26 protein-coding genes and 1 tRNA gene are annotated in these 26,048 nt (G+C 34.8%); 16 read left to right on the top strand and 11 right to left on the bottom strand.

Annotated features, from left to right (window positions below):
• The first annotated feature begins 281 nt into the window (after window positions 1-281).
• A complete protein-coding gene (locus EHE21_RS13495) occupies window positions 282-689 on the top strand; it encodes a protein YgfX (protein ID WP_194950925.1) in 408 nt (135 codons plus the stop codon).
• A 16-nt stretch (window positions 690-705) separates the two neighbouring features.
• On the opposite strand, the gene fldB is transcribed toward EHE21_RS13495, so the two are convergent.
• Complete coding sequence (gene fldB, locus EHE21_RS13490; RefSeq protein ID WP_088495999.1) at window positions 706-1,224, bottom strand: flavodoxin FldB; 519 nt, start codon at window positions 1,222-1,224, stop codon at window positions 706-708.
• Window positions 1,225-1,332: 108 nt separating this feature from the next.
• Here fldB and xerD point away from each other — a divergent pair, with 108 nt between their 5' ends.
• The 8 genes from xerD to EHE21_RS13450 all read left to right on the top strand — a co-directional run bounded on the left by xerD (window position 1,333) and on the right by EHE21_RS13450 (window position 10,642).
• On the top strand, window positions 1,333-2,271 hold the full coding sequence (xerD, locus tag EHE21_RS13485; protein ID WP_194950924.1) for a site-specific tyrosine recombinase XerD: 939 nt from the start codon (window positions 1,333-1,335) through the stop codon (window positions 2,269-2,271).
• Window positions 2,272-2,304: 33 nt separating this feature from the next.
• Window positions 2,305-3,012: a bifunctional protein-disulfide isomerase/oxidoreductase DsbC gene (gene dsbC / locus EHE21_RS13480; RefSeq protein WP_088494965.1), complete on the top strand. Its 708-nt coding sequence runs from the start codon at window positions 2,305-2,307 to the stop codon at window positions 3,010-3,012.
• 9 nt (window positions 3,013-3,021) lie between these two features.
• A complete protein-coding gene (recJ, locus tag EHE21_RS13475) occupies window positions 3,022-4,755 on the top strand; it encodes a single-stranded-DNA-specific exonuclease RecJ (protein ID WP_194950923.1) in 1,734 nt (577 codons plus the stop codon).
• A 170-nt stretch (window positions 4,756-4,925) separates the two neighbouring features.
• Window positions 4,926-6,024 (top strand): peptide chain release factor 2 gene (gene prfB / locus EHE21_RS13470; protein ID WP_099074846.1). Its coding sequence is split into 2 segments (ribosomal slippage): window positions 4,926-5,000 and window positions 5,002-6,024, totalling 1,098 coding nucleotides; the frame shifts between segments, so codons are not numbered across the junction.
• An 8-nt stretch (window positions 6,025-6,032) separates the two neighbouring features.
• A complete protein-coding gene (gene lysS, locus EHE21_RS13465) occupies window positions 6,033-7,547 on the top strand; it encodes a lysine--tRNA ligase (protein ID WP_194950922.1) in 1,515 nt (504 codons plus the stop codon).
• A gap of 191 nt (window positions 7,548-7,738) precedes the next feature.
• Window positions 7,739-7,812: transfer RNA gene (locus EHE21_RS13460), tRNA-Gly, on the top strand.
• A 280-nt stretch (window positions 7,813-8,092) separates the two neighbouring features.
• Complete coding sequence (locus tag EHE21_RS13455; protein WP_194950921.1) at window positions 8,093-8,575, top strand: GNAT family N-acetyltransferase; 483 nt, start codon at window positions 8,093-8,095, stop codon at window positions 8,573-8,575.
• A 516-nt stretch (window positions 8,576-9,091) separates the two neighbouring features.
• Window positions 9,092-10,642 carry a methyl-accepting chemotaxis protein gene (locus EHE21_RS13450; RefSeq protein WP_194950920.1) on the top strand — a complete coding sequence of 517 codons (1,551 nt, stop codon included), beginning with the start codon at window positions 9,092-9,094 and terminating at the stop codon, window positions 10,640-10,642.
• 405 nt (window positions 10,643-11,047) lie between these two features.
• Here EHE21_RS13450 and EHE21_RS13445 read toward each other — a convergent pair whose 3' ends face one another.
• From EHE21_RS13445 to EHE21_RS13435, 3 genes are all read right to left on the bottom strand, one after another.
• A complete protein-coding gene (locus tag EHE21_RS13445; RefSeq protein ID WP_194950919.1) occupies window positions 11,048-11,251 on the bottom strand; it encodes a hypothetical protein in 204 nt (67 codons plus the stop codon).
• A 310-nt stretch (window positions 11,252-11,561) separates the two neighbouring features.
• On the bottom strand, window positions 11,562-11,771 hold the full coding sequence (locus EHE21_RS13440) for a sigma-S stabilization anti-adapter protein IraP (protein ID WP_098942235.1): 210 nt from the start codon (window positions 11,769-11,771) through the stop codon (window positions 11,562-11,564).
• A 508-nt stretch (window positions 11,772-12,279) separates the two neighbouring features.
• Complete coding sequence (locus EHE21_RS13435) at window positions 12,280-12,828, bottom strand: NADPH-dependent FMN reductase (RefSeq protein WP_194950918.1); 549 nt, start codon at window positions 12,826-12,828, stop codon at window positions 12,280-12,282.
• Window positions 12,829-13,267: 439 nt separating this feature from the next.
• On the opposite strand from EHE21_RS13435, the gene EHE21_RS13430 reads away from it, so the two are divergent.
• Both EHE21_RS13430 and EHE21_RS13425 read left to right on the top strand, forming a co-directional pair.
• Entirely contained in the window at window positions 13,268-13,759 is a 492-nt protein-coding gene (locus tag EHE21_RS13430) for a hypothetical protein (RefSeq protein WP_228766688.1), read from the top strand.
• Window positions 13,760-13,764: 5 nt separating this feature from the next.
• A complete protein-coding gene (locus EHE21_RS13425; RefSeq protein WP_194950916.1) occupies window positions 13,765-16,464 on the top strand; it encodes a sugar transporter in 2,700 nt (899 codons plus the stop codon).
• A gap of 59 nt (window positions 16,465-16,523) precedes the next feature.
• Here the strand turns inward: EHE21_RS13425 and EHE21_RS13420 are convergent, their stop codons facing one another.
• Both EHE21_RS13420 and EHE21_RS13415 read right to left on the bottom strand, forming a co-directional pair.
• Entirely contained in the window at window positions 16,524-17,399 is an 876-nt protein-coding gene (locus EHE21_RS13420; protein ID WP_228766687.1) for a T3SS regulon anti-activator ExsD domain-containing protein, read from the bottom strand.
• Between the two features lie 84 nt (window positions 17,400-17,483).
• Complete coding sequence (locus EHE21_RS13415; protein WP_194950914.1) at window positions 17,484-18,320, bottom strand: helix-turn-helix transcriptional regulator; 837 nt, start codon at window positions 18,318-18,320, stop codon at window positions 17,484-17,486.
• Window positions 18,321-19,521: 1,201 nt separating this feature from the next.
• On the opposite strand from EHE21_RS13415, the gene EHE21_RS13410 reads away from it, so the two are divergent.
• Both EHE21_RS13410 and EHE21_RS13405 read left to right on the top strand, forming a co-directional pair.
• A complete protein-coding gene (locus tag EHE21_RS13410) occupies window positions 19,522-20,037 on the top strand; it encodes a bactofilin family protein (RefSeq protein ID WP_226892275.1) in 516 nt (171 codons plus the stop codon).
• A gap of 81 nt (window positions 20,038-20,118) precedes the next feature.
• Window positions 20,119-20,676 (top strand): GNAT family N-acetyltransferase, encoded by a 558-nt coding sequence (locus EHE21_RS13405; RefSeq protein WP_088494976.1) that lies wholly within the window; start codon window positions 20,119-20,121, stop codon window positions 20,674-20,676.
• Here EHE21_RS13405 and EHE21_RS13400 read toward each other — a convergent pair.
• Window positions 20,654-21,004 (bottom strand): nitrous oxide-stimulated promoter family protein, encoded by a 351-nt coding sequence (locus tag EHE21_RS13400; RefSeq protein ID WP_194950913.1) that lies wholly within the window; start codon window positions 21,002-21,004, stop codon window positions 20,654-20,656. The two genes, EHE21_RS13405 and EHE21_RS13400, sit on opposite strands and share 23 nt — an antisense overlap.
• Before the next feature lie 179 nt (window positions 21,005-21,183).
• Between EHE21_RS13400 and EHE21_RS13395 the strand changes: the two genes are divergently transcribed.
• Window positions 21,184-21,429, top strand: coding sequence for a DinI-like family protein (locus tag EHE21_RS13395; RefSeq protein ID WP_036934877.1), 246 nt, complete (start codon window positions 21,184-21,186; stop codon window positions 21,427-21,429).
• A 132-nt stretch (window positions 21,430-21,561) separates the two neighbouring features.
• On the opposite strand, the gene EHE21_RS13390 is transcribed toward EHE21_RS13395, so the two are convergent.
• Together EHE21_RS13390 and EHE21_RS13385 are read right to left on the bottom strand one after the other, a co-directional pair.
• Window positions 21,562-21,801, bottom strand: a complete 240-nt coding sequence (locus tag EHE21_RS13390; RefSeq protein ID WP_023581559.1) for a YecH family metal-binding protein — start codon at window positions 21,799-21,801, stop codon at window positions 21,562-21,564.
• 111 nt (window positions 21,802-21,912) lie between these two features.
• Window positions 21,913-22,128, bottom strand: coding sequence for a DUF465 domain-containing protein (locus EHE21_RS13385; RefSeq protein ID WP_023581560.1), 216 nt, complete (start codon window positions 22,126-22,128; stop codon window positions 21,913-21,915).
• Window positions 22,129-22,392: 264 nt separating this feature from the next.
• On the opposite strand from EHE21_RS13385, the gene eco reads away from it, so the two are divergent.
• Window positions 22,393-22,872 carry a serine protease inhibitor ecotin gene (gene eco / locus EHE21_RS13380; protein ID WP_193775149.1) on the top strand — a complete coding sequence of 160 codons (480 nt, stop codon included), beginning with the start codon at window positions 22,393-22,395 and terminating at the stop codon, window positions 22,870-22,872.
• 88 nt (window positions 22,873-22,960) lie between these two features.
• Here the strand turns inward: eco and EHE21_RS13375 are convergent, their stop codons facing one another.
• A complete protein-coding gene (locus EHE21_RS13375; RefSeq protein WP_023581562.1) occupies window positions 22,961-23,398 on the bottom strand; it encodes a universal stress protein in 438 nt (145 codons plus the stop codon).
• A gap of 536 nt (window positions 23,399-23,934) precedes the next feature.
• Here EHE21_RS13375 and EHE21_RS13370 point away from each other — a divergent pair.
• On the top strand, window positions 23,935-24,849 hold the full coding sequence (locus tag EHE21_RS13370) for a cation diffusion facilitator family transporter (protein ID WP_194950912.1): 915 nt from the start codon (window positions 23,935-23,937) through the stop codon (window positions 24,847-24,849).
• 82 nt (window positions 24,850-24,931) lie between these two features.
• Here EHE21_RS13370 and ghrB read toward each other — a convergent pair whose 3' ends face one another.
• Window positions 24,932-25,891, bottom strand: a complete 960-nt coding sequence (gene ghrB, locus EHE21_RS13365; protein WP_194950911.1) for a glyoxylate/hydroxypyruvate reductase GhrB — start codon at window positions 25,889-25,891, stop codon at window positions 24,932-24,934.
• Between the last annotated feature and the right edge of the window lie 157 nt (window positions 25,892-26,048).

The following is a 26,048-nucleotide window of genomic DNA, read 5'->3' as shown; positions in this document are numbered from 1 at the left end:
AGTCGCCTTTTTTCGATGTTTTTCACTTTATACTAAATAAATCAGGTATGCTGGCTTTATTAAAACAACGATTAAAAAAGAATAGAAATTACGTATTTATTATTAAGTTATATTATTTGAGCACATATTAAATAGAAAAAGTAACCATTAATAATTGAGCTAAAATGTAAGATAAACTATTTGCAAGGCTAAGAAAGAAGTTACATTATAAATAGGTTGGTCTTTATTATCTTTAACTTATTTATATCCGTATAGAATTACAGCAGGAGTTAATATAACTCGTGGTTTTATGGAAATCGCACCTCACAGTATCATGGTTCACTCAACTCTTCTCAACGGTTGCTTATGTTGCCTTTGTGATAGGTTTACTGTTGTATCCGTGGCCTCCTGATTTTATTTATGTTTGGGTGCCATTGTTACTGTTCCTGATCGGCAGTTGGTATTTCACACAAAAGAATATTAGCCGTATCAAGGGGGATTTTGTTTTACTGAATGGAAATCGAATTCAATGGAAACTGCATGAATGGCAAATAACAAAACACCCTTGGATCAGCCGTTTTGGTACTCGAATAACGTTGACTTCTATTTTAAATAAAAAACAAATCACGTTATGGGTTGCTTTTGATAGTATGACAGAAAATGAGTGGCGTAACTTCTCTCAGTTATTAATGCAATATCCAGATATTTAATACCTGGATATTATATTTATAGGTTTTCTTCTACTTCACGTAGAATTTGCATACACCATTGTGATAAACGTTCATCAGTTTCTTCAAACTGGTTAACGTCATCTAATGCAAGACCAACAAAATGCTTACCATCATCTGATAAAGGTTTTGGGCTGACAAATTCATATCCATCAACAGGCCAGAATCCAATAAACTTAACACCACTTGGTAATAAATGATGATAAAGCATACCAAGTGCATCAAGAAACCATTCGCTGTAATCAACTTGATCGCCCATTCCATACATTGCAATAAGCTTATTTTTTAAATTTAATGTTGGCAATGTATCCCAAATATTGAGCCAATCTTCTTGGATCTCACCAAAATCCCAAGTTGGAATACCTAAAATAAGGATGTCATATTGTTCCATAAGCGTGATATCACACTCTTGAACATTATGAAGATCAACAAACTCTTCACCGAGAATATCACGAATTTTTTCTGCTGCCATTTCGGTGTAACAGGTGCTAGAACCGTAAAATAGACCAATTTTCATAAAGGTTTTTAGGATATTTTTGCCAATAAAGGTCACTATTGTACCAGAAAATTTTTTTTATAAGGCATAATGTAAAGGCGATAAGCTAAAGAGAGGGAGAGCAAGACTGTGTCACAAACCAAATTATCGACAAAAAAGACAACTCATACCAATGAAGATACTGATATTATCATTGAACAATTTCTCGACAATATTTGGTTAGAGCAAGGCTTATCCGCTAATACACTCAGCTCTTATCGTTTAGATTTACAAGCATTAGGGCAATGGCTTGCACATCACCAATTAGATTGGTTATCGGTTACTACCTTGGATTTACAATCTTTTCTCGCAACGCGTTTAGATGAAGGTTATAAAGCCAGCAGTGCAGCCCGGTTACTCAGTACAATGCGTCGGTTATTCCAATATTTATATCGTGAAAAATTACGTTTAGACGATCCTAGTGCATTGCTTTCAACCCCTAAGCTTCCCAAACGTTTACCAAAAGATTTAAGTGAACGACAAGTTGATGATCTACTCAATGCTCCCTGTATTGATGAACCACTTGAATTACGTGATAAAGCGATGCTTGAAGTCCTTTATGCGTGTGGGCTTCGTGTTTCTGAATTAGTGGGATTATCTCTCTCTGATATTAGTTTACGACAAGGCGTGCTACGCGTTATTGGTAAGGGCGATAAAGAACGATTAGTTCCTTTAGGTGAAGAAGCTATTTACTGGCTAGAGCAATATCTGCAATATGGAAGACCCACTTTAATGCAAGGCAAAACGGACGATGTTGTTTTTCCTAGCTTAAGAGGGCAAAAAATGACACGACAAACGTTTTGGCATCGGATAAAACATTATGCCGTGATAGCAGGAATAGACACTGAAAAACTATCACCCCATGTGTTGCGTCATGCATTTGCAACACATCTCTTAAATCATGGAGCAGACTTGCGTGTTGTACAGATGTTATTGGGGCACAGTGACCTCTCTACAACACAGATTTATACCCATGTTGCAACAGAGCGCTTGAAAGCGCTTCATCAGCAACATCACCCAAGGGGATAGCCGCTAAATAGCCGGCGTTAAATAGGAATTCAAATGAAAAAGAAATTATTCTGGTTGCCAATATTATTAAGTATGGTGTCAATGCCAGTGCTTGCTGACAATGCTTCTATTGAAGCGCAATTGGCTAAAATGCAGATTAAAGCAGAGAGTATTCAACCAACGCCGATTGTTGGATTAAATGCAGTGTTATCAGATAAAGGCATTTTTTATATTACAGATGATGGTAAATATCTGACCGCAGGGCCTATTTATAATATTAGTAGTGGTGAGCCAGTTAGTATCGCTAATCAAGTTATTATGAAAAAAGTAGACTCACTTAAAAATGAAATGATTGTTTATAAAGCGCGTAATGAGCGCCATATGATCACCATTTTTACCGATATCAGCTGCCCTTATTGCCAAAAACTTCACCAAGAAGTTCCTGAACTGAATAAACAGGGTGTAACAGTGCGTTATTTGGCATTTCCTCGTAACGGTGTTGGCAATAATATTGTGAGTAAAGAAATGAATGCTGTGTGGTGTAGTGGTTTTCCTAATAAATCATTAGACAGTGCATTTAAAGGTGACAAAATTATCCCCATTGATGAATGTGCAAAAATCAATATCAATGAGCACTTTAAATTAGGCACCATGATGGGTATTCAGGGCACTCCTGCTATTGTATTACCTAATGCCAGTATTTACGGTGGATATATTTCTGCTCAAAACCTTGTTGAATTATTAGATAAAAAAGAGAAGTAATTACGTTTTATGGTCACTATTGAACCGACACTGCGTCGTCGAATTGCACAGGCAACTCAATTACCGGATAACTTAGATCCCTTATTACGACAAATTTATGCTAATCGTGGAATAACATCTGAAGTTCAACTAGAACGATCGTTAAAAGGCTTACTTCATTATCAAGCATTAACAGGAATAGAAACGGCAATTTCATTACTGATTGAGGCGTTACAGCAACAATCTCGCATTGTTATTGTTGGCGATTTTGATGCTGATGGCGCAACAAGTACTGCACTTGCGATTAAAGCATTACGTCAAATGGGATTTAAGCAAGTTAGCTATCATATTCCTAATCGCTTTGATGATGGCTATGGTTTAAGCCCTCAAGTTGTTCATGACGTTGCTAAAAAGGGGGTTGATCTCATTATCACCGTTGATAATGGAATTTCCTCTTTTGAAGGTGTGGATACAGCTCATGAATATGGTATTCGTGTCCTCGTTACGGATCACCATTTACCCGGACAAACTTTACCCGCTGCTGATGCGATTATTAATCCTAACCTGACAGATTGTTCTTTTTTATCTAAATCATTAGCGGGTGTTGGCGTTACGTTTTATTTAATGACGGCATTAAGAGCTGAATTAGAAAAACAAGGTTGGTTCGAGCAACAAAACTTAGCTCGCCCCAATATGGCGGATTTTCTCGATTTAGTTGCACTAGGTACAGTAGCAGACGTTGTTCCTCTTGATGAAAATAACCGTATTTTTGTTTATGAAGGATTACGCCGAATTAGAGCGGGTCGTTGTTGTGTAGGAATAAAAGCACTTACGGAAGTTTCTCGTAAAGAGCTCGCTCAACTAGTCAGTAGCGATTTAGGTTTCTCTTTAGGGCCTCGCTTAAACGCAGCCGGACGCCTTGATGATATGTCTGTGGGCGTTGCTTTACTTTTAACCGATAATATTGGTTCTGCGCGTGAAATTGCTAATGAACTTGATGGATTAAATCAAACTCGGCGTGAAATTGAAGCGGGTATGCAAGAAGAAGCTTCAACTATTTTCCGTCAATTTATGGGAACGCAACATGATTTACCAAATGGTTTAGCTATCTATCATCCTGAATGGCATCAAGGTGTTGTGGGTATTTTAGCTTCTCGTATTAAAGAAAAATTGCATCGTCCTGTTATTGCTTTTGCACCTAGCGGTGATGGTCTGTTGAAAGGCTCTGGTCGTTCAATAAGTGGTGTACATCTTCGAGATGCATTAGAACGATTAAATACATTAAATCCGGGTTTGATGGTGAAATTTGGCGGGCACGCAATGGCGGCAGGGCTTTCACTTGAAGAGGATAAATTCCCGCTGTTTCAGCGTCATTTTTCGTCTTTGATGGCAGAACTGGTTTCCGATGAACAGTTGCAAGGCGTCATTTTATCGGATGGTGAGTTGAGCGAAAAGCAATTATCACTACCTATCGCAGAAATGCTAAGAGAAGCAGGGCCTTGGGGACAGGCGTTTCCTGAACCTCTATTTGACGGTAAATTTACGCTGTTACAACAACGTATTGTGGGCAGTAAACATTTAAAAATGATGCTTCAGCCTGTAAATAGCCATTTAATGATTGATGCGATTGCATTCAATGTTGATATCAATATGTGGCCTGATAATAGTATTAAAACGGTTGAATTAGCCTATCGATTGGATGTAAATGAGTTTAGAGGGCAACGTAATGCACAACTGCTTGTTGAGCACATTTGGCCTTGTTAACGCGAATAATTAAACAATTTATCGTGATATAAAGGGTAACGTTGTTATGGCAACAACTATCTGGTAGACAATTGTATATAAATGCTATAAACCCGCTGATATATCCGTTACAATATGCGGTTCAAAATTTATTCCAATTGTTTTTGAAAACAACATAAAGACGAAAAAGTATGTTTGAAATCAACCCCGTAAAACACCAAATAGAAGAAGTCTCTGAAAGAACAAATGTTCTCAGGGGGTATCTTTGACTATGATGCCAAGAAAGAGCGTTTAGAAGAAGTTAACGCTGAATTAGAACAACCTGATGTATGGAATGAGCCGGAAAGGGCACAAGCATTAGGCAAAGAGCGTTCATCTCTTGAGGCTATCGTAGAAACAATCGACCAGTTAGATCAAGGACTAGAAGATGTTTCTGGTTTACTTGAATTAGCGGTTGAAGCTGATGACGAAGAAACATTTAACGAAGCCATTGCTGAATTAGATGTATTAAATAAAAAGCTTGAGCAATTAGAATTCCGTCGCATGTTCTCTGGTGAATATGACAGTGCGGATTGCTACCTTGATTTACAAGCAGGCTCTGGTGGTACAGAAGCGCAAGATTGGGCAAGTATGCTGATGCGCATGTATTTACGTTGGGCTGAATCAAGAGGCTTTAAAACAGAAATTATTGAAGAATCTGACGGTGATGTTGCAGGATTAAAATCAGCGACAATCAAAATTATTGGTGAGTACGCTTATGGTTGGTTACGTACAGAAACAGGTGTTCATCGCTTAGTTCGTAAAAGCCCATTTGACTCAGGCGGCCGTCGCCATACCTCATTTAGCTCTGCCTTTATTTACCCTGAAGTTGATGACAATATTGATATTGAAATCAACCCTGCGGATTTACGTATTGACGTTTATCGTGCTTCAGGTGCGGGTGGACAGCACGTTAACAAAACAGAATCTGCGGTGCGTATTACCCACGTTCCAACAGGTCTTGTCACTCAATGCCAAAACGATCGCTCTCAGCATAAGAACAAAGATCAGGCAATGAAGCAGATGAAAGCGAAGTTATACGAGCTGGAAATGCAAAAGAAAAATGCAGACAAGCAAGTAATGGAAGATAACAAGTCCGATATTGGCTGGGGTAGTCAAATTCGTTCTTATGTTCTTGATGATTCACGTATTAAAGATTTACGTACTGGTGTGGAAACGCGTAATACACAAGCAGTATTAGACGGTGATCTTGATAAATTTATTGAAGCTAGCTTAAAAGCGGGCCTGTGAGGAAAAACATGTCGCAACAGCAACAAGGTGCGGAGCAGGCACCTGATTTAAATAACGAACTGCAAACACGCCGCGAAAAATTATCTGCTTTACGCGATAATGGTAACGCATTCCCAAATGATTTCCGCAGAGATTCTCTGTCTGACGAATTACATCAAAAGTATGATGCAATGAGTGCAGAAGAGTTAGAAGCAGCGAATGTGGAAGTTTCTATTGCAGGTCGTATGATGACTCGCCGTATTATGGGCAAGGCATCTTTCGCTACATTGCAAGACATGGGTGGCCGTATTCAGCTTTATGTTTCTCGTGATGATTTACCAGAAGGTATCTATAACGAGCAATTTAAAAAATGGGATCTGGGCGATATCTTAGGTGCTCGTGGCCGTGTTTTCAAAACGAAAACAGGTGAATTAAGTGTTCACTGTACAGAAGTGCGTTTATTAACTAAAGCACTGCGCCCGTTACCGGATAAATTCCACGGTTTAGCTGACCAAGAAATGCGTTATCGTCAGCGTTATTTAGATCTGATCTCTAACGAAGAATCGCGCAAAACTTTCCAAATTCGTTCACAAGTTATGGCGGGTATCCGTCAATTTATGGTGAACAAAGGCTTTATGGAAGTTGAAACGCCGATGATGCAAACTATCCCTGGTGGAGCAAGTGCGCGTCCGTTTATTACTCACCATAATGCGTTAGATATCGATATGTATCTGCGTATTGCACCTGAGTTATATTTAAAACGTTTAGTTGTCGGTGGTTTTGATCGCGTATTCGAAATCAACCGTAACTTCCGTAACGAAGGTGTATCACCACGTCATAACCCAGAGTTCACCATGATGGAACTCTATATGGCGTATGCAGATTATCGTGACCTGATTGAATTAACTGAAGAATTATTCCGTACATTAACTGAAAATGTACTGGGCTCTTCATTAGTGAAATATGGTGATCAAGAGTTTGATTTTGGTAAACCATTTGCCAAATTAACCATGAAAGAAGCTATCTGCAAATATCGTCCAGAAACCGTAATGGCTGATCTTGATGATATGGATAAAGCAGTTGCTATTGCTCAGTCTATTGGTATTAAGATTGAGAAAAGCTGGGGCTTAGGTCGTGTTCAATGTGAAATTTTTGAAGAAGTTGCAGAAAGCCACTTAATTCAGCCAACATTCATCATTGAATACCCAGCAGAAGTTTCTCCACTGGCTCGTCGTAACGATGATAATCCATTTATCACTGACCGCTTTGAATTCTTTATTGGTGGTCGTGAAATTGGTAATGGCTTCTCAGAACTTAATGATGCTCAAGACCAAGCAGAGCGTTTTGAAGATCAAGTTCGCCAAAAAGAAGCGGGTGATGCAGAAGCGATGTTCTTTGACCATGACTACATCACGGCATTAGAACACGGCTTACCACCAACAGCTGGTTTAGGTATTGGTATTGACCGTATGGTGATGTTATTTACTGACAGCCATACCATTCGTGATGTTATTTTATTCCCGGCAATGCGCCCTAATAAATAATTGTTATTTTAAATAAACCCTTAATTTAACAATAGCATTAACGAAGAAAAATAGAGTTATAAGGCCACCGAAAGGTGGCTTTTTTGTTTTTTAAAACAGTTAATTATCTTTTTTGCGACGATTAAATAATCATTTGAATAAGAAGGGGATTGTCGTTCAATTAGGGAAGCGTATAATCAGGAAAATCAATCGCGGGCGTAGTTCAATGGTAGAACGAGAGCTTCCCAAGCTCTATACGAGGGTTCGATTCCCTTCGCCCGCTCCAAACAACCCACAAACTCATCTCTATCTCTAATCTTCTTATAAATCAACTAGTTTATTAACTCATCATCTTCAAAATTTGTGACTGCTTTGGAAATTTATATAATTCACTACTTAGCATTTTTTATACCATTTAGTCTATACAATAAATTGATTTACATAGATTTATTTTTAGAAGTAGGATTGAAAATATAATAAGATGATATGATTTAGTGAGTTTTAATAAGTATAACCTTAGTATATTGGTATTCACATTTAACATATTATGTAATTTAGGAAATTATATGCATTTAGAGTTCAAAAGACTCTCACAGATAGAACCCTCACATATTGTAGAACTTAATAATCACCCTGCGGTTTTACGACAAATGCCTTTGGGCAGTCCTAATTTTGATATCGAAAAAAGTATTTTATGGGCAAAAGATAAAGACTCTCAATGGGATGATAATGGGTATGGTCCTTGGGCATTTGTTATTGACGGTGTGTTTGCGGGATGGGGGGGACTTCAAAAAGAAGGAGATGATGCTGATCTTGCATTAGTTCTTCATCCCAATTATTGGGGAATGGGTAAAATAATTTATGCTGAAATTATTCGTAGAGCATTTGATGAAATGAATATTGAAAGCATCACAATTTTGCTTCCTCACTCAAGAAAAGTAACAAAAACAGTTTCTCGTTATGGATTTAAACCTGATGGGGAAGTTTGTTTTGACGATATTAGTTTTCAGCGCTTCAGATTATTTGCAGATAAAAATAGAACCATTTAGTTTGGTTTATATCAATAGGCGAGTTAGTTCGTATCGCCTTATGTATACCCATCCCATCCTATAAATGTGATTCATTAATCACAAAATAGTTCTATTTAGCTGTTATTTCGCATTTCTCGCATATTTTTTAATAAGAATTTTTTAATAAATCAAAGGGGGTGAGTTCAATTAAGTCACCTCTTATGTGTATAAATAACTTGGTTTAAAAGATTAAGAATACCTTAAAATTTATTTTCTCTTCAAATATTCTTTCTTTAACTATCCTTATTTGTTTTTATCGCAATCATTATATCAACGTTATGATTTTAAATGATTTTTTTGTTTTTTATTTAAGATTATAAAAAATGATACATAAGTAACATTTTTGCTTCTTTCACCTAACTCTTTTTATGTATAGAAAATTAAAAACCAATTTATAAAAAACTTTAGTAAAAAATTAAAATAAATTGAAAAAGTGTCGATAAGAGTACATTACGCCCTATTGGGCTTACTTTATCTTGTTAGTTGAGAAATTCGATGCAGAAACTTCGTAACATTACTATTCGTCTGATGATGATAATCATCCTGGGGACATTATGTGTGTTATTTGGCAGTGTCAGTCTTTATAGCGCATGGTCACTATCACAAATATCTGAAGGCAATCAATCTGATAATCAAATAATAAAACAAATGGCTGCACTCAGTCAGGGAAATGATCAGTACTTTCGATTCACTTCTCGATTAAATCGCCTCGTTGAGGAGAAAGCAGAAGGCAAAGAAGTCGATTTTACACAAGCACAATTGGCGATGGAAAATATGGAAAAGCAGATTACGTATATGAAATCTGTTTCTCCGGGGCCGATGGATGCCAAAGTATCAAAAGAGTTAATGGATGTATGGCAAGCTCTTTTTGAGCAAGGAGTAAAAAAGCAGATGGAATTAGCGCTCAATGGCACCATTGAGCAATATGAACATCATGCAAAAAATGTGACACCTGCGTTGAGTCGTGAATTAGGCAATGTGAGTGAAAATTTTAATAATGCTGCAAATATAAAAATTGATAGCACCATTGAAGAAGTGGATGAGCTTATTGAAGTGACACAAATTGTTATTATCATTAGTGCCATTTTAGGGGGAGTTATTCTGATCCTCACTGACCGCTATTTAGTGGCAATGCTACAAAAGCCACTTGAAAGTATTCGCCAGCATTTTGTGAAAATTACAGAGGGCGATCTGAGTCATTCCCTTGAGCCTTTTGGTAATAACTGTGCTGGGCGATTAATACCGCTATTAAATGATATGCAAAATAGCTTGCATGAAGCGGTAAGCACTATCCGTATGGGAAGTGAAAGTATTTATCGTGGTGCATCTGAAATTGCCAAAGGGAATAACGATTTGGCTTCTCGTACAGAAGAGCAAGCAACGGCATTAGAGCAAACTGCCGCCAGTATGGAAGAGATAACAACTGCCGTTAATCAAAACATGGAGCACGCTTATCAGGCGAGAGAATTGGCTGAAGTTGCATCAGTGACCGTTGAAAAAGGCAATGAATTAGCTGAATCTGTTGTAACAACAATGGATGGGATCTCTGATAGCTCAAGTAAAATTGCAGATATCATCAATGTTATTAATAACATTGCATTTCAAACGAATATACTTGCTTTAAATGCATCAGTAGAAGCAGCAAGAGCTGGATCTCATGGGCGAGGATTTATGGTCGTCGCCAATGAAGTGCGTAATTTAGCAGGAGATAGTGCCAAAGCGGCTAAAGAGATTGAAGTACTTATTGCTGACTCCACTACGCGAGTAAGAAAAGGGGCTAGCTTAGTCAGCGATATGGAAAAAACAATGGAAGACATTTTGACGGGAGTTAAACAGGTAACGTCAATAATGAAAGAAATCACTATTGCATCTGAAGAGCAAAGTAAAGGTATTGGTCAAGTGAGTGTGGCTATTACTCAAATGGATGGCGTAACACAACAGAATGCCTCTTTAGTTGAACAAGTTTCAGCAGCAGCCATTTCATTAGAAAGACAAACCGAAGAATTACAGCAATCGGTACAAAAATTCAATCTAGCTCATCGTTGATATAGAAAAAATTTATAAAATATGTGTCTAATGTGGTAAGTTTTTACTCGTTAGGCGCAAAAATATTATAAATATAAAGGTTACATTCTTATTATTCTTGCTTTTATTTAACAGTATCAATGAGCTTAACTTGCTCATTGATTGAGTATTTAAGTCCTCATGTTTTATTATTTTTATCATGTGAAACAGAAAATTATTATCCAAATTAAAACGCTCTATAAATAACAATGTTATTTTGTTTATACTCAATCAATCAAAAAGTACTTTCTATTTTAATTTTCATAATCAATCAATCAGTGATTATGTTAAAGCTTGAAGCGATTTGATTTTTTAAAGATGTAGATATAAATCCTCTCTAGTATAAATAATAATAAAGAGAGGGTGATGAAGAATATTGCCTTATGCTTAGATTATTTTTTTTATATATTGTTCTGTCTTGCTTATAACATCTTGGTATTGAGGATGATCGATATAAGCATCATTGACGGTCTTATTTATATCTTGGATCACTATTTCTTTTTGCTTATCTGTCAAAGTCAATAACAAGGCTTTCAAAACTACTTTTACTGCTGCAATTTCATACTCTATATTGACAACTTTTTTTTCCATAAGATCCTCAAAAGGACGATAATTTATTGCTGTGTGATAAATTTTTTTCATATTAATTAATTGTTTAATTAAATCCAAGAAAAAATTAAATTGATAAAAAAATATACAATTTTATCGCATTTTTTTCATTAAAATAGTAAATATGAGGATATTTTAGATGTGTGAAATAGACACTCAGTAAATTTAACTTAGTGTTGTATTAATGAAAGGAAAATCACGGTATATCCTATATAAAATAATCAATAGGATGCTATTAGCACCCTATAAAATTAGGGTGTAAACTTAATAGCAATAGCAAATATTGTTTTCATTAGGCTTGAGTAAGCTTCTTCACATATTGCTCAGTTAAGTTAATAACTTCATTGAGCTGAGGGTATTTGTTTGATGTATCCTCAAGTACTATAGATATATTGCCCAACATATCCCTTCGTTGTTTATCACTTAGCGTGGAAAGTAAAGATTTGATAACAATTTTTAGAGCAGCAATTTCGCATTCAATTTCTTTTAAATTTTTATCCATGATTTACCTGCCAGTATTTAATGGATGAGTAATATAGGTAATTTTTTTGTTTATCACAATTATAGAAGCATATTATTTAGAGATGTATCGCACATTATGGCTAATATTCTAGCCTAATATAAATTATTAAAAATAATTATCAAATTGTAAATTTTATATGTGGTAGTAAGTTGAAGTCTTATTGATATTCTCTGACTTTAGGGCGAATAAGATAAATGATTAAAATTGATCTCGAGTCTGGTTCTATTTAAATTTCTTTATTTTTGATTATATAATAAACAATTCTTAATAGTGATAATAAAAAACATATCTTTTAAAGATAATCTATTTTTGTCTTTTGTTGTTTAATAGGAAGTGAACAAGAATAGTGTTACTTTTTACCTATGAAATACCAAAACTTTTATTTGTTAGTAGAGATATTATAACCAAATAAATTACATTAACCTTGATGATAAAAAAGAAAAAGAGCTTATGTTTTTTTACATGAAGCTCTTTTTAGTTTGTTCGATTATTGATTATTTTGCTTAACAAAAGCAACGTAGGCATCAACCCAGTTTTGCATAAAAGTTGCTGTTTTCTCTGAAAACTGTCCATTCTCAACCATGCCGTCATACCATTTTAGATAACATTCTGGTTGATTTAGGGTTGGCATATTCAAGAAGGCTAACGAATTACGTAAATGCTGTTGAGCTATTGCTGTACTAATATTACCAGTTGAAACACCAATAATACCCGCTGGAATTTTATCCCAAGCACTTGTTCCATAAGGGCGAGAGGCTTGGTCAATGGCATTCTTAAGTGCCCCTGGCATTGAACGATTATATTCAGGGGTGATAAAGATGATGCCTTGACATGCTTTTATTTGTTGTTTGAAATCGACAACAGAAGAGGGGGGATGAGTGTCATCGTCTTGGTTATAGAGAGGGAGAGCACTAATATCGATAAACTGACAGGTAAATTCTTGAGGAAATAACTTAATTAAGGCATGTGCTGTTTGTTTATTAAACGAATCTTTTCTTAAACTACCGACAACGATACCAATTTTAAAATGACTCATCTTAGTTCTCCTATTTTGAAGGATAAAATGAATATCAAAGCCTATATTAGATATTCATTTTTTGATTTTATCTCGGTATTAAAAAACAGCAACAAAATATAAGAGTATTTTTTACACGTAAATTACGTAAATAAATGATAAAATTAGTATTATTATTTTTATTATTATCTGGTATTATTCCATCAATATAAAAAAACGATCAGTTTATATGACAACATTTTTACTAAATAAATCCGATATTCAAGATTTGATGCATTTAGTGTGATGTAAGTAGTATTTTAAGAAAAAATAAATGAAATGATAGGAACACTCATTGCAACCAAGAGTGTTAGCCTATTTATTTAGTATGCAGTAGGTAATAGAAAATTATAATAAAATGGCTTAAAATGCGACAACTCATATGCTCTTATTTAAGTCTGATCGGAATTAAGGAAAAATGATGTCCTTATTACAAAATAAAAAGAATGTCCTCGCTGTATTTATGGCAACCAGCGTCCTCGCCCTATCAGGGTGCGCGTGGACTGATCACACTCGTCCAATTGAAACGCCAGCGCCAGCACAAACCACACAGCCTGTAGCAACTACTCAACCAGTGGCTGTTGCACAACCGCTTTCTATGGCACCAGCTGCAGAGCCTGCTGATAGTGGTGTAGATGCAAGAAAATTGGGACTAGCACCGCAAAGTGCTTGTATCAAACAACTTGATTCTTTGAAAACTTTTTCTCCATCTGATTATCAATCCATGATGAGCTCATTTAAAGAAATTAGCGAAATCAATGCGATGTACCGTAGTGTTCAAGGTACAGCAAGTAAAGATAGTTTAGATTTATTAAAAATGAGTATCGAATCAAAAACAGAAGTTTTATGTGCAAAAGTTCGCTATTTGTCGATTATGTCAGTTAATTCGACATTAAAAAAATTAGGTGAATAATTACTATGAAATTAAAGCAGAGTGTTTGTCTCGCTTTTATGCTGTTTCCAACACTGTCGTTTGCCAATAATGAGTTTAATTCTGTTATTGAAGATTTTGACCGTTATTTTGAAACGCAAGAGCCAATTAAAATTGAGCCTAAAACATCTGCTACAATTTCATCGTCAACGAGAACCGGTCAGGCGAATCGTGGAGTAAACCGCACCACAGCGACTCAACAAACAAAACCAGAGCAACGAGTTAAACCTTCTACGCCAGCTAAAACAGATAATCAGGCAGTTGAACCTATTAAGACTCCTGATATCACGCTGGCAGAAAATTGCCCTGTGTTACCTGCTGATTATTCAAAATTAAAGAGTGATTACACTCGTTATTTAACTCCGTTGCTTTCATTTGTTCCGATTAAACCACAATTTACACCAGAGGATCTTAATCGGTATAGTTACAGAAATAACGCAACGATTTATAACCCGTTAGCGCTTTATTCAAAAGAAAGTTATGCAAGGCCTCAACGTAATGACAATTTCTTGTTAGATATTATTCCAGGAACATTTTATTCTGTAACGGCCATTCCTTTCCATTTTGCATATCAATTCAATCGCTCTGTACTCGATCGTAAGCAACCTCTTTTTAATAAAGAGCTCTTAAATCGTTTAGCAGATACGAGAAGTAAATACCAAACTCTGTATCAAAAATACACAGAGCAGGCAGCTATAACAAAAGAGCATTTAGAAAAACTTCAAAATGCAAATAACCAAATTAAACAATTAGAATTGACGCTGGCTGAAACAGAAGAAAAATTAGCTACGGCGAATAACTTGCTTAGTGATGACACGTTGAAACAGGCTGTTGCCAAATTACAAAGTGATTTAGAAACAACAAAAAAAGAACGTGATTTATTAGTTAATCAGTTAGCTGAAAAAGAGAACGTATTACAGGCAACAACAGTAAAAAATACTGAATTAGCAAAACAGCAACAAGATTTTGAAAAACAAGCGGGAATACTTAAAACCCTAGAAGCGAAATATACTCAGCTTGAGCAAGAAAAAGATCAATTACAATCGCAGTATCAACAGGCTCAGGCTCTGTTAAAAGATGACAGTGCTAAAAAAGAGATTGATAAATTACAAAGTTCACTTGAGAGCATAAAAGTAGAGCAAGAGAAGTTAATTAGTCAATTGAATGAAAAACAGACACTACTTGCGAAAATTGAACAAGAAAAAGAAGTTATACAGGCTCAGTATATCGAATCTCAGCAGTTACTAAGTGGTAACAGTAAGCAAAAAGAGCAAGAGTTAGCTAAATTAGAAACTGCTAAAAATAAAGAGATAGCAACATTAGAAAATTCGTTATCAACAATAACGACTGAGCAAGAAAAATTAACTAAACAACTTTCAGATGTACAAACTCAATTAGCAGCAATAAAGAAAGAGAAAGACGATGTGCAGGCTCAATTTGCACAGGCTCAACTATTGCTAAAAGATGACTCTGCGAAAAAAGAGATAGATAAATTACAAAGCACATTATTGAAGATTACATCAGAACGTGAAGATTTATCTAAAGAGCTTGTATTAAAAGTTGCGGAAGCAGAAAAACAGCAAGATGCTAATAGCAAACTTGTTGAGGATCAGCGCAAAGAAATAGCACAACTGAAAACACAAGTTGAAAAAAGTAATCAGGAACAAGCTAAACTTAATAAATCGCTTTTAGCTGTTCAACAGCAAAAAGAGCAGGTAGATGAAAAATTAAAAGCGATCCCAGAATTAAAAGCACAGTTAGATAACAAGGTCACGGAACTAGCTGACTTGAAGAAGAGTTTATCTGCTGGTGAAAAAGCCGTTGATAATTTAATTACTGATAAAAATAATCTGATAGCTAAGTTAGAGAAAGCGCAAAGTGAGCTATCGAATAAATATCAAACATTAGATACACAATTTAAAGAGAATAATATTGCATTAGCTCAAGTCACCACGAGCAAAACAGAGAGTGAAAAAACGTTAGCATTGTTAGAAAAACAACTCACTGAAAAGCAAAATACAACGGATAAATTGAGTGCTCAATTAGCTGAAGCAAAAGTACAATTAGAAAAACAAAATACAGAAAATGCACAGCAAGTTAGCACGTTAAAGCAACAACAAACAGAATCTATTGCTAAATTAAATGAGCAAATTAAAGCAAAAGATGCTGAATTAGCGAAAGTTAATACAGACACTAGTAATATCTTAAAAGAAAATAAAACGCTAAAAGAACAGCTGGAGAAAATGGCTGGTGAAGGGCAAATGATCGCAGGGCAACTTGCTTATGCTTACTCGATTATTGGTAAAGATAATGCCCAGCGTAATAAATCCATTTTATCTGAGATCCAAAAACAGAATTACGTACAATATGACGATAATACCTACTTTAAAATATTAAAGCAGGGTAAACCTGAGCCTTCAATTGCAGGTAAAACGGTTGTATTTACAATGCATGAAGAGTTAACTGATGGTACTGTAACTCTTAATTATGATAAAGCTAAGCCACTTATTTTACCTTACCGACAATTGCCGTTACCACTGAATACCTTTATTGCAAAAGCTGGTATCAATGGTAAAGCCAAAATTTATATAAAACCCGGTGGCGGTTATGGAAAAAATGGTGTGCCAGGACAAGTACCACCAGAATCTATGTCTATTGTGACAATTGAGATCTTAGATATTAAATAGAATAATTAAAAGCTAACATCAGCTCTTCTCTTTTTATTGAGAGAAGAGCTGAAACTTTATTATCGCCATAAAAATTCATCGTTTCTTAAGCAAAGCTCTCTTTCTAGCAGCCAATCTTTTAATTTTTGACAGTTTTCAGGATTTTCCGGAATACTGTTTAAAATCTCCCACAGTGGTTTTATTAATTCAGAATTTGGCGTTATGTTTTGGATATAATCTAAAGTATTATTAATTTCAACATTAAAGATAGGTTCATTTTTCCAATTATCGAGGAGCAATTGGATATCTTTCTGTAATAAGTCATCAATAATAATTAGTCTGACTTTATCTGCATTAAGCTTAATATTGATATCATCTAAAGATAAAAAAGAATCACTTTTATTTGATAGTTGTTTTTCTTCAAATGACTTAATATTTTCACACTGCTTAATTTGAAGCTCAAGCTCTCTTTTGGTGTCATAAAGCGTGAAAAGCTGAGGAGTAATATGTTGAGCCCACCAAATAAAAAGTGGCTTTATTACGGCTTGAATTAAGCGCATATGCTCATTGATATTGACCGTTGCTTTTAATGATTTATCCCAATCCGCTGGTGTTATTGTGGAATGTGACTGTTCTGCATGAAACGAATGTGCGAAACTAATAACATCACGTATTTCTTCTTTAGATATTACAACAAAGCAGTATTTCTTTCGTAAAAACCAAGTGGACTGTAATAAACTGTCCAAGCTTTCACGACATAAAACACGAGATAATATTTTTATTTGTTGCTCATTAACATCACATGCAGTAACGATGTTTTGATTTGAACGCAAAGAAAACTGTAGATCAAACAAGTCATCTACAGTTTTTTCATTGTTGGGTGCCATTATTTTTTTTAGTAAGGCTAAATAGTCATAATAATGGGCTTTGGTGCTATATGTATTTTCTTGTATCACGATATACAACTCACTCATAAGAATAGATTTCAAGTATTCTAACTATGAATGACCTTTAGATATTATGATATTCGGTCGGATTTTTTATAATTTTGATCTGATATTTCTCGCTTTGCTCGGCGTCATATTAAAACGACGATGATAGCTTTGTGTGAAGTAAGATTGACTTGAAAAGCCAGATTCCATTGAAATATCAACGATACTCATTTCAGTGGTGAGTAGTAGTTGATGTGCATAAATAATTCGTCTTTCACAGATCCATGTTCTTGGTGAAGTACCATAAACATGATTAAAAAGCTCTTTAAACGTAGTTAATCCCATTCCAAATTCACGAGCAAATTGTTTGAGTTTCCAATTTTTTAAATGATTTTTTTCCATAAAAATCTTTAAGCGGTCAACTTGACGATGGCTAAGTTGGCGCAATAACGCCATTAAGTCAGAACCTTGCTCAGTTGAAAGTAATAGAATTAAAAGCTCTTCAATACGTAATTGTGTGAAGGCTTCAGGGCAAGATTGAACAGTAAGATACTCAAAGCCATTACTACAAAATTGAATAAGAGGTGAGTTTTGAAAACAAATAAAAGCACTGGAAAACTCTTCATCCCTTTCTATTTGACACAAGATATCATTGTATTTAGACATGAAGTTTCTTAAGAAGTCATCAGAAAGAGGGATATAAATAATATCAGTAGGCTCTGCACCTTGTGTTTTTATTGTATAACTACCTTGTTGTAGAAAAAGAACTTGGTTTTCGTTAGTTATCACTGTGTCAGTACAATTTTGCAATGTAAGTGCATTCTTTCGGATAAGAAAGATTGCTTTTTGTTCATTTTCTAGTATTTGATATTGTGGATAAAAATAAGATCTTTTTTGAATAGCACAATCAGATCGCTCGGTTTTGTCACACTGTATTGTATTCATGTTTCGCCCAAAATTATTATATAAGTATCACTGTATTTTTATAAAGGTAGATATCAGAATATTTATAAAAACACTTCTTTATTATTGAGTGTTATTAAAAATAAAAAAGAGACTATTTTCTTCAATTTGATGTGGTTTTTTTTTTAGATATTAGGCATTACATTTTGTTTTGCTAATTTAAGATAAGTCATTTTGTTAATTTAAAGGCATTGCTTATAAATTGCAAAAAGAAATTAAATACAGATAAGTTTTTTCTGTGGGGTGTTCAGTAATAGTATAAGAATTAATGTAATTAATAATTTACGCTTTACGATGGTGTAAATAAAATCCATATATAACAATCGGTTATTTTTATTTTTTTCTTTACAGTGTAAAAAAATAATAAGTGCATTTAAAATGCAAAATTCATTACAAATACTAGGTTGTAATAATAATGAAAATTAATTGTTATAAAAAAATTAAAATAAATAAGTGTAAAATATAAATATAAAGAAGATTAAAATTGAAAAAGACAGTTAATAACTATAGTTATATTAACCTAGGTAATCAAGGTATCATTTCTACATACCATAAAATGGGCTGCAAATCATAAAATCAAAAAAATAGTACACAAAAAATGTATTATTCACCTATCTATTTTATTCTTTTGCCTTTGGTTTTTATTGTTACTGTGATGAAGATCTCGTATTTTTTTCATTAAAACGAAAATAGGTTTGATTTTAGATATTGAATTTTTTTGAATGAATTTTTATAAAGATATAGATTCAGACAACTAATGTTAATTTTCAATGAAAAATATTTATCTAAAAGGACTGATAATCATCACTATTTATTCACATTAAGCGTAAATTATTAAAATAGTGATTCTACCTCTTAATTTAATTAAATCTTATTTCGCTCAAGGAACAAATCAAAAAACTAAAAGGTAATAATAGGCTTATTACTGGCATTATGCTTGCCATCTATTTATTAGAATGATGAATGCATAAGTGTATTTATTGTCAGGGAGGTAAGGATATAGCTAATTATGGAGAATAAGCGAACACTGCGAAATATGATATTCAGCGGGATATGGATAATTTGGACTCTCGCCTTAATTGCCTTTTGGCGTTATCAAATGGCAGGCGAATTTTTGATTATTTTAATCCTAATTTTTAGCATTATTATTTATTCTATGACGTTGAGGTTAAAAAAAGCCGCTATGTTTAGTCGTAAAACTGAAACACCAAAAGCAGCAGAGCCTGTTGCACCAGTAATAACAGAAGAGAAAAAACCGATGCCAGAGCAAAAACTATACACGATTATTGCAAAAGGAACGGTATTCCAAGGCGATATTAATGTTGAAGGCGATATCCAAATTTGGGGTAAAGTAGCCGGCAATATTAATGTCAAAGATGGCGTTATTCGTGTTATGCATGCGGGGCAAGTTGAAGGTGAATTAACAGCACCTGATATTATTATTGATGGTTTTGTAAAAGGTATCTGTGCTGCAAATAATTTAGATATTTTAGAACACGGTGAGTTACGTGGTACTAGCCGTTGTGGCAGTATGTCTATAAAGCGTGGTGGTATTTTTACTGGGCAATCAGAGCAAGTTGAACATCAAGCAAAATCAGTTGCTCAACAACGTGTTGTTTCAATAAAAGAAAGCTCTAATGCAAATAAAGATAAAGTTGTTGCTCCAGTAGAAAATCAACTAAAAGAAAATAAAAAATAAAGTACCATTTTTCTTTTCATTGTTCGTTGCTTATCCTATTTTATCGCTATTGTCTTAATTTTATATAAATAGAGAATAACGATGAATTTAGATACTCCCAGACTACACCTAAGAGAATGGCGTGAGAGTGATAAAGCGCCATTTTTTTCTGAAATCAACTCTTCACCTGAAGTGATGCGCTATTTTCCTTGCACTTTATCTCAATTAGAAAGTGATAATATGGTTGAGACTATCCGTGAAAAATTTATTAAACAAAACGGATGGGGAATGTGGGCAGTTGAATTAAAAGAGACTCAAGAGTTTATTGGTTTTGTTGGATTAAATATTCCAGCCGCGTCTTTGCCATTTAATCCCTGCGTAGAAATTGGTTGGCGGATTGCACAAAAATTTTGGCGAAAAGGCTATACCTATGAAGCAGCTTTAGCTGTATTTAAATGTGCGTTTGAAACGCTGGGATTAGAAGAGGTTGTTGCTTTTACCGCAGTTTCAAATCTTCCATCTCAAGGTGTGATGCAAAAATTGGGTATGCGCCAGTCTGATAATTTCTTTCATCCCGCATTAGATAAAGCACATCCTTTAGCGGAGCATGTTTTATATCGATTGAATAAATCTGATTTTATTTTTCCGTCGAACGAATAGCTCGCTTTTTCTCGGGAAGAGGAGGAACGGGCTTTTTATCATCAATAAGATGACGTATTGCTAAGATCGGATGATAAATTAACATTCGAGGCCCTGCCCAGCGCATGATCTGTTTCATCGTTTCTCGTTTGGCGGGTTGATAACAGTGAATTGGACATTGTTTACACGCCGGTTTATCTTCACCATAACGACATTTATCTAATCGGTTATAGGAATAATTGATTAATTGTTGATAATAATCTGAGTCAGCTTCAGGATGTGAATGAGCATAAAGGCGAACCATTTTTTGAATGGTTTTTTTCTCACGATTTATTCTTTTTCCTGACATACCTTTCTCTCTTAGTAATATGTTGCATTTATCATGCATCTTATCATCAAGCCGATAGAGACGCTAAAATATTATTTAATGCGTAATGATAAAAAATTTTGTCAAAAAGACTTTTCTTTTTTCTTAGAATATAATACTGTATTTATATACAGTTTATTTGCCTTTAAATGGTGAAACCAATGCGTGTGGAAATTTTATTTAATAAACAATCTAAGATAACCGACTCATTATTTCCGCTCTTAGAACACGAACTGAGAAAAAAGATCATTCCAGAATATCCAGATATGCAGTTTCGTATTGCCTTTAGTAGCATGAACTCGATTCAAGTCACAGGCATAAAAGATGAAACTAAGCATGAACACATAATGGAACTTATTCAAAGTGTTTGGGAAGATGATGGTTGGTTGCAAACAGACGATGAATAAAGTGCAGTAAAAATTTAGCAAATAAAGTAATTACGATTGTCAGAATGAATTGGCTTTTTACTTGTTTATATAAAAAGCCAATGACATAGAAAAGGAAATCGCTGGCAATCGGGTTTTAAAACTGTATATCTATCAATGATGACAAATCTTATTTTCACTCGTTGTAAATCCACCCTCTGCTGGAATAAATTTACCTTTCCTTTCTAAGAAATCAACTAATTCAGTCGCTGTCATATTTTCAGCTGAGCACGTATGAAAACGTGAGTCATTACCGAATTGTTTATGGATAGCATCAATTAGCGATGTTTTAGTAAATGCAGTCTCTGAAGAAAGGATCATTTGCAAAACTTCATGACCATGTATTGATGACATATTGAGTACCCTAAAAAATAAAAGATACATTAATTATGCATCTTTATGAGAGGGTATCTTTGTTTTTAATCATAAAAAGCGATGACATTATATCATCGCTTAAAAAGAGCCTTATTTTTCACTTCGTTGAAGTATTTTTTGCATTTCATCTTTAAGATGAAGTTTTTCTTTTTTTAGTTTGGCAACTTCGTCGTTATAACCAGCTCCGTTAGGACCTTCTAGTTTTGCAATTTCTTGATCGAGTCGATGATGTTTATCGTAGAGAGCTTCAAAGCGGGGATCACTATTTCTTAATTGAGAAACAAGGGCTTGTTGATCTGAGAACATATAACCTCCTATGAAAAGAAATTGGGTCTCTATTTCAGTATAATCATAGATTGGCTATCTGCATGGTAGAGCATCACAAATTTACATTTCATGAAAAAACGTGATTTTTCTTTTTAAAACATTCAGAATTATCCACTCATAGTACTATTTACTAAGATGTTAGCATTCAAGCACTAAAAATATTAGTATTCAGATAATGAGCAATAAAAACATCTGACTAATTTTGTTAACGGCGAAGTGTTCGCTGTAAATATGGAGAGAGTGATGAACAAAGTAATATTATCTTTAGTAGCGGCAATGTCTTTATCTGCGTGTGCACAAGCTACCGACAGTTTAGATAAAGTTGCACCTTATCCTAAGGCTCAAGAAAATCAAGTTCGTCATGTTATCGAGTTAGAGAAAAAAGATAATGAAAGCAATTACCAAGTTGAATTAATTATTGGTAAAGAACTTAAAGTAGATTGTAACCATCAGTGGTTTGGTGCGGATCTAGATGAAAAGAATTTAGAAGGTTGGGGTTATAGCTATTATGTTGTTGGCGATTTGAATGGCCCAATGTCAACAATGATGGGATGTGCTGACAATACGAAAAAAGATGCCTTTGTACAGGCAAATATGGGATCAGATGCCTTCATCCGTTATAACAGCAAATTACCAATTGTTGTTTACACACCAAAAGATGTTGATGTGAAATATCGTATTTGGTCTGCTGCTGAGACGACTCAAGATTCAGTTAAAAAATAACGACTAGCCTTATTTAGGACCGGTCATAGTGTACTAAAAAGCCCTTTGTTATTGAGACAAAGGGCTTTGTCGTTATTAAAACTAAATATTAGCGAATAACTAAAACTGACATTTTGGCATGGCGTACAATTGATGACGCTGTTGAGCCTAATAAATAAGAGGAAACATTAGGTCTATGTGACGCAATCGCAATCAAATCAGCATCAATATGGCGAGCATATTCTAAAATTTCATCTTTTGCGTTACCAACGCCAACATTACATATAATCTGCTCATCAGGAATTTTTGCATCTTTAATCATTTCTTGTAGCGCAACAAAAGCAAGACGAGTACGTTCTGACGAATCTTTGAATTTTTCAGGAATAGCAGCGAATTCGATACCAAAGAAAAGTTCAGCATTAGGAATAACGGTGAGGAAGTGGATCTCAGGTTTACCCACCTTTGCTATTTGTTCAATGTGAGCGATCAGTTCCTGAGAAAGTTCATCTTCTAAAATATCAATGGGAACTAGGATTTTCTTATACATTACAAACCTCACTTAGCGTTAGTTTAAAATATTTACCATTATCGCCTAATAGTAAAAAATAGCTGTGATCTGTGTTTTAAATAAGAGTGAGAATGATTATTTACTGCTTTACATTATTAAGCATTAAAAATTAAAAACAGTCTGAAATAATATTAACAATATAATGAAAAATAAGTTATATACCTTAACTTGTTGACAGAAAAGCACATTAATAATGTTGTATTAAAAATAAATTTCTTTTTTTCTCATTAAAAATAGAAAATGCATAAAAGAATGATTATCAATTATATTATTGTTCTGTATCTATAAGATTTTATTGATAAAAATAAGAGACATAAAGATTTAAATATGGCATATTAATAGGCAATGACATCTCAATATGATGTCTGGACAGCAATCTTAGTCCCTAAACTGGATTGTTATTCAGAGTCGTCCTTTATCCTCACCAATGAGTTATGGAACCTGAAATAACCTATGGAACTCTATTTATCTATGGCAATAGAGTAGGCTATTTAAAACCAAATAAGATTATTATTATGACACATAATCACATTGATGATATTGAGTTGGATCGGGCTGATAATAATCAGTCTGAAAAATTTAAGGCAGCTAAAAAAAGTACGTTAGTGAGTGTTTTTGTCAATATCGTTTTATCCATTTGGCAAATTACAGTGGGCTTTTTCTCACACTCTCAAGGTTTAATTGCTGATGGTATTCACTCGCTTTCTGATCTTATTGCTGACTTTGTTGTTTTAATTGCTAATAAAGGTAGTCAGAAACAACCTGATGCGGATCACCCTTATGGGCATTTTCGCTATGAAAATGCGGCATCACTTATCCTTGGAACTATTTTATTAATTGTTGGTTTGGGAATGGTATTTTCTGCCATTCATAAAATTTTAGATCCATCTACTATTCCTGAAGTTCATAGTGTTGCTTTATATGTGGCTTTACTTGCATTAGCGGCTAAAGAAGGATTATTTCGCTATATGCTTGCGGTTGCAAAAAAAGTGGACTCAAATATGTTAGTCGCGAATGCTTGGCATGCGCGTTCTGACGCAGCTTCGTCATTAGTTGTTGCAATTGGTATTATCGGAAGTTTGGCTGGATTTAAATTTTTTGACCCATTAGCAGCATTAATTGTCGGACTATTTGTCGGTCGTATGGGATGGCGTTTTACTTATCAAGCTCTGCAAGATTTAATGGACAGAGGGGCAGATGAAGAAACGCTAGAAGAGATTAAACAGATGCTGGTTTCAACACCGGGCGTGCAAGGCGTTCATGATTTAAAGACACGTCGTTCAGGTGATTATTTACTCGTAGATGTACACCTTGAAATCAAAGGTGATCTCACGGTCAGTGAAAGCCACGAGATTGTTGTAAATGCACGTAATAAGGTTTTGCAAAATAAACAGATCTTGAGTGTGATGGCGCACGTTGATCCCGCTTAAACTTATTTGAATACTTAATAAAAAAGGTAATGATGGATTTTCATTACCTTTTTTTGCACCTTAAAAAGCGCCATTTACCACTTTAGAAATTGACGCAGTTTTCTTTTACATTATTACTCAGTGCTGCAATTAGATTATCTACTGCACATTCAGCCATCGCATAGCGAGTCTCTTTTGTTGCAGAGCCAATATGTGGAACAGCGACGACGTTTTTCATCGTTAATAAAGGTGAAGATGAAGATAGAGGCTCTTTTTCAAAAACATCCAGTCCAGCGCCCGCGATCTCTTTTTGTTCTAATGCATTGATAAGCGCCAATTCGTCCACCACAGCTCCACGCCCTGCGTTAATTAAATAAGCATCAGGTTTCATCATCGAAAATTGTTTTTGCCCCATTAGATGATGCGTTTCTGGTGTTAATGGTAACGTGATACATACGAAATCAGATTGCTGTAATAAGGCTTCTAAAGAGCAATGCTTTGCAGAAAATTTATCGTTCACTTCTGTATATTCTGTCCGTGAGTGATAAAGAATATTCATATTAAAACCAAAGTGTGCACGTTGTGCCAAAGCCTTTCCTATTCGACCCATGCCAATAATACCCATGGTTTTATGATGAACATCAGTACCGTACCAATCAGGTGTGATACCTTTAACCCATAAACCTTGTTTAACATTATCAGCAAGTTCAGGGATACGTCTTGCTACGGCAAGGACTAATGCCATCATGGTATCTGCAACGGTGTCTGTTAATACGGTTGGAGTATGCATTAGTTTGATATTACGCTTGGTGAGGGCATTAACATCAACATTATCATAGCCAACAGATACCGTTGAAACGGCTTTTAAACGAGGCGCTAGGTTAATAAAGTTTTCATCGATATTGCCACCAGCACCTAGTAGTCCAGAAGCATTGGCGAGCGCGGAACGGAAATCATCAGATTCTAAAGAGAGCGTTTTAAATTGTTTGATATCAGCAAAATCAGATAGTTTTTTGTACAGTTTTTCGGGAAGATCTTGGTAGAGCAAGACAGTCGGTTTCATTATGTTCTCCATTCGATACTCGTCATACTTCAAGCCACAGCGTTGTTGGCTACGTAGTCACATACTATTGTATGCTCCTAGCGACTCATTCACTTGCCGCCTAGCTGTAACTTGAACTATTTAGAGTATCTATACAATAAAACACTTATTAAGTTGT

This window comes from Proteus sp. GOKU (genome assembly GCF_015475555.1).
GTDB lineage: Bacteria > Pseudomonadota > Gammaproteobacteria > Enterobacterales > Enterobacteriaceae > Proteus > Proteus mirabilis_B.
This window is presented reverse-complemented; position numbering and strand designations above follow the sequence as displayed.

Excerpts from the sequence above, each read along its gene's own strand:
- EHE21_RS13430 (WP_228766688.1), top strand. The coding sequence starts at position 13,268 with ATGTCCTTATTACAAAATAAAAAGAATGTCCTCGCTGTATTTATGGCA.
- EHE21_RS13440 (WP_098942235.1), bottom strand. The coding sequence starts at position 11,771 with ATGGATAAAAATTTAAAAGAAATTGAATGCGAAATTGCTGCTCTAAAA.
- EHE21_RS13425 (WP_194950916.1), top strand. The coding sequence starts at position 13,765 with ATGAAATTAAAGCAGAGTGTTTGTCTCGCTTTTATGCTGTTTCCAACA.
- ghrB (WP_194950911.1), bottom strand. The coding sequence starts at position 25,891 with ATGAAACCGACTGTCTTGCTCTACCAAGATCTTCCCGAAAAACTGTAC.
- recJ (WP_194950923.1), top strand. The coding sequence starts at position 3,022 with ATGGTCACTATTGAACCGACACTGCGTCGTCGAATTGCACAGGCAACT.
- EHE21_RS13405 (WP_088494976.1), top strand. The coding sequence starts at position 20,119 with ATGAATTTAGATACTCCCAGACTACACCTAAGAGAATGGCGTGAGAGT.
- EHE21_RS13435 (WP_194950918.1), bottom strand. The coding sequence starts at position 12,828 with ATGAGTCATTTTAAAATTGGTATCGTTGTCGGTAGTTTAAGAAAAGAT.
- EHE21_RS13400 (WP_194950913.1), bottom strand. The coding sequence starts at position 21,004 with ATGTCAGGAAAAAGAATAAATCGTGAGAAAAAAACCATTCAAAAAATG.
- EHE21_RS13370 (WP_194950912.1), top strand. The coding sequence starts at position 23,935 with ATGACACATAATCACATTGATGATATTGAGTTGGATCGGGCTGATAAT.
- fldB (WP_088495999.1), bottom strand. The coding sequence starts at position 1,224 with ATGAAAATTGGTCTATTTTACGGTTCTAGCACCTGTTACACCGAAATG.
- dsbC (WP_088494965.1), top strand. The coding sequence starts at position 2,305 with ATGAAAAAGAAATTATTCTGGTTGCCAATATTATTAAGTATGGTGTCA.
- EHE21_RS13390 (WP_023581559.1), bottom strand. The coding sequence starts at position 21,801 with ATGTCATCAATACATGGTCATGAAGTTTTGCAAATGATCCTTTCTTCA.
- EHE21_RS13450 (WP_194950920.1), top strand. The coding sequence starts at position 9,092 with ATGCAGAAACTTCGTAACATTACTATTCGTCTGATGATGATAATCATC.
- EHE21_RS13445 (WP_194950919.1), bottom strand. The coding sequence starts at position 11,251 with ATGGAAAAAAAAGTTGTCAATATAGAGTATGAAATTGCAGCAGTAAAA.
- EHE21_RS13395 (WP_036934877.1), top strand. The coding sequence starts at position 21,184 with ATGCGTGTGGAAATTTTATTTAATAAACAATCTAAGATAACCGACTCA.
- lysS (WP_194950922.1), top strand. The coding sequence starts at position 6,033 with ATGTCGCAACAGCAACAAGGTGCGGAGCAGGCACCTGATTTAAATAAC.
- EHE21_RS13385 (WP_023581560.1), bottom strand. The coding sequence starts at position 22,128 with ATGTTCTCAGATCAACAAGCCCTTGTTTCTCAATTAAGAAATAGTGAT.
- EHE21_RS13375 (WP_023581562.1), bottom strand. The coding sequence starts at position 23,398 with ATGTATAAGAAAATCCTAGTTCCCATTGATATTTTAGAAGATGAACTT.
- eco (WP_193775149.1), top strand. The coding sequence starts at position 22,393 with ATGAACAAAGTAATATTATCTTTAGTAGCGGCAATGTCTTTATCTGCG.
- EHE21_RS13455 (WP_194950921.1), top strand. The coding sequence starts at position 8,093 with ATGCATTTAGAGTTCAAAAGACTCTCACAGATAGAACCCTCACATATT.
- EHE21_RS13415 (WP_194950914.1), bottom strand. The coding sequence starts at position 18,320 with ATGAATACAATACAGTGTGACAAAACCGAGCGATCTGATTGTGCTATT.
- EHE21_RS13410 (WP_226892275.1), top strand. The coding sequence starts at position 19,522 with ATGTTTAGTCGTAAAACTGAAACACCAAAAGCAGCAGAGCCTGTTGCA.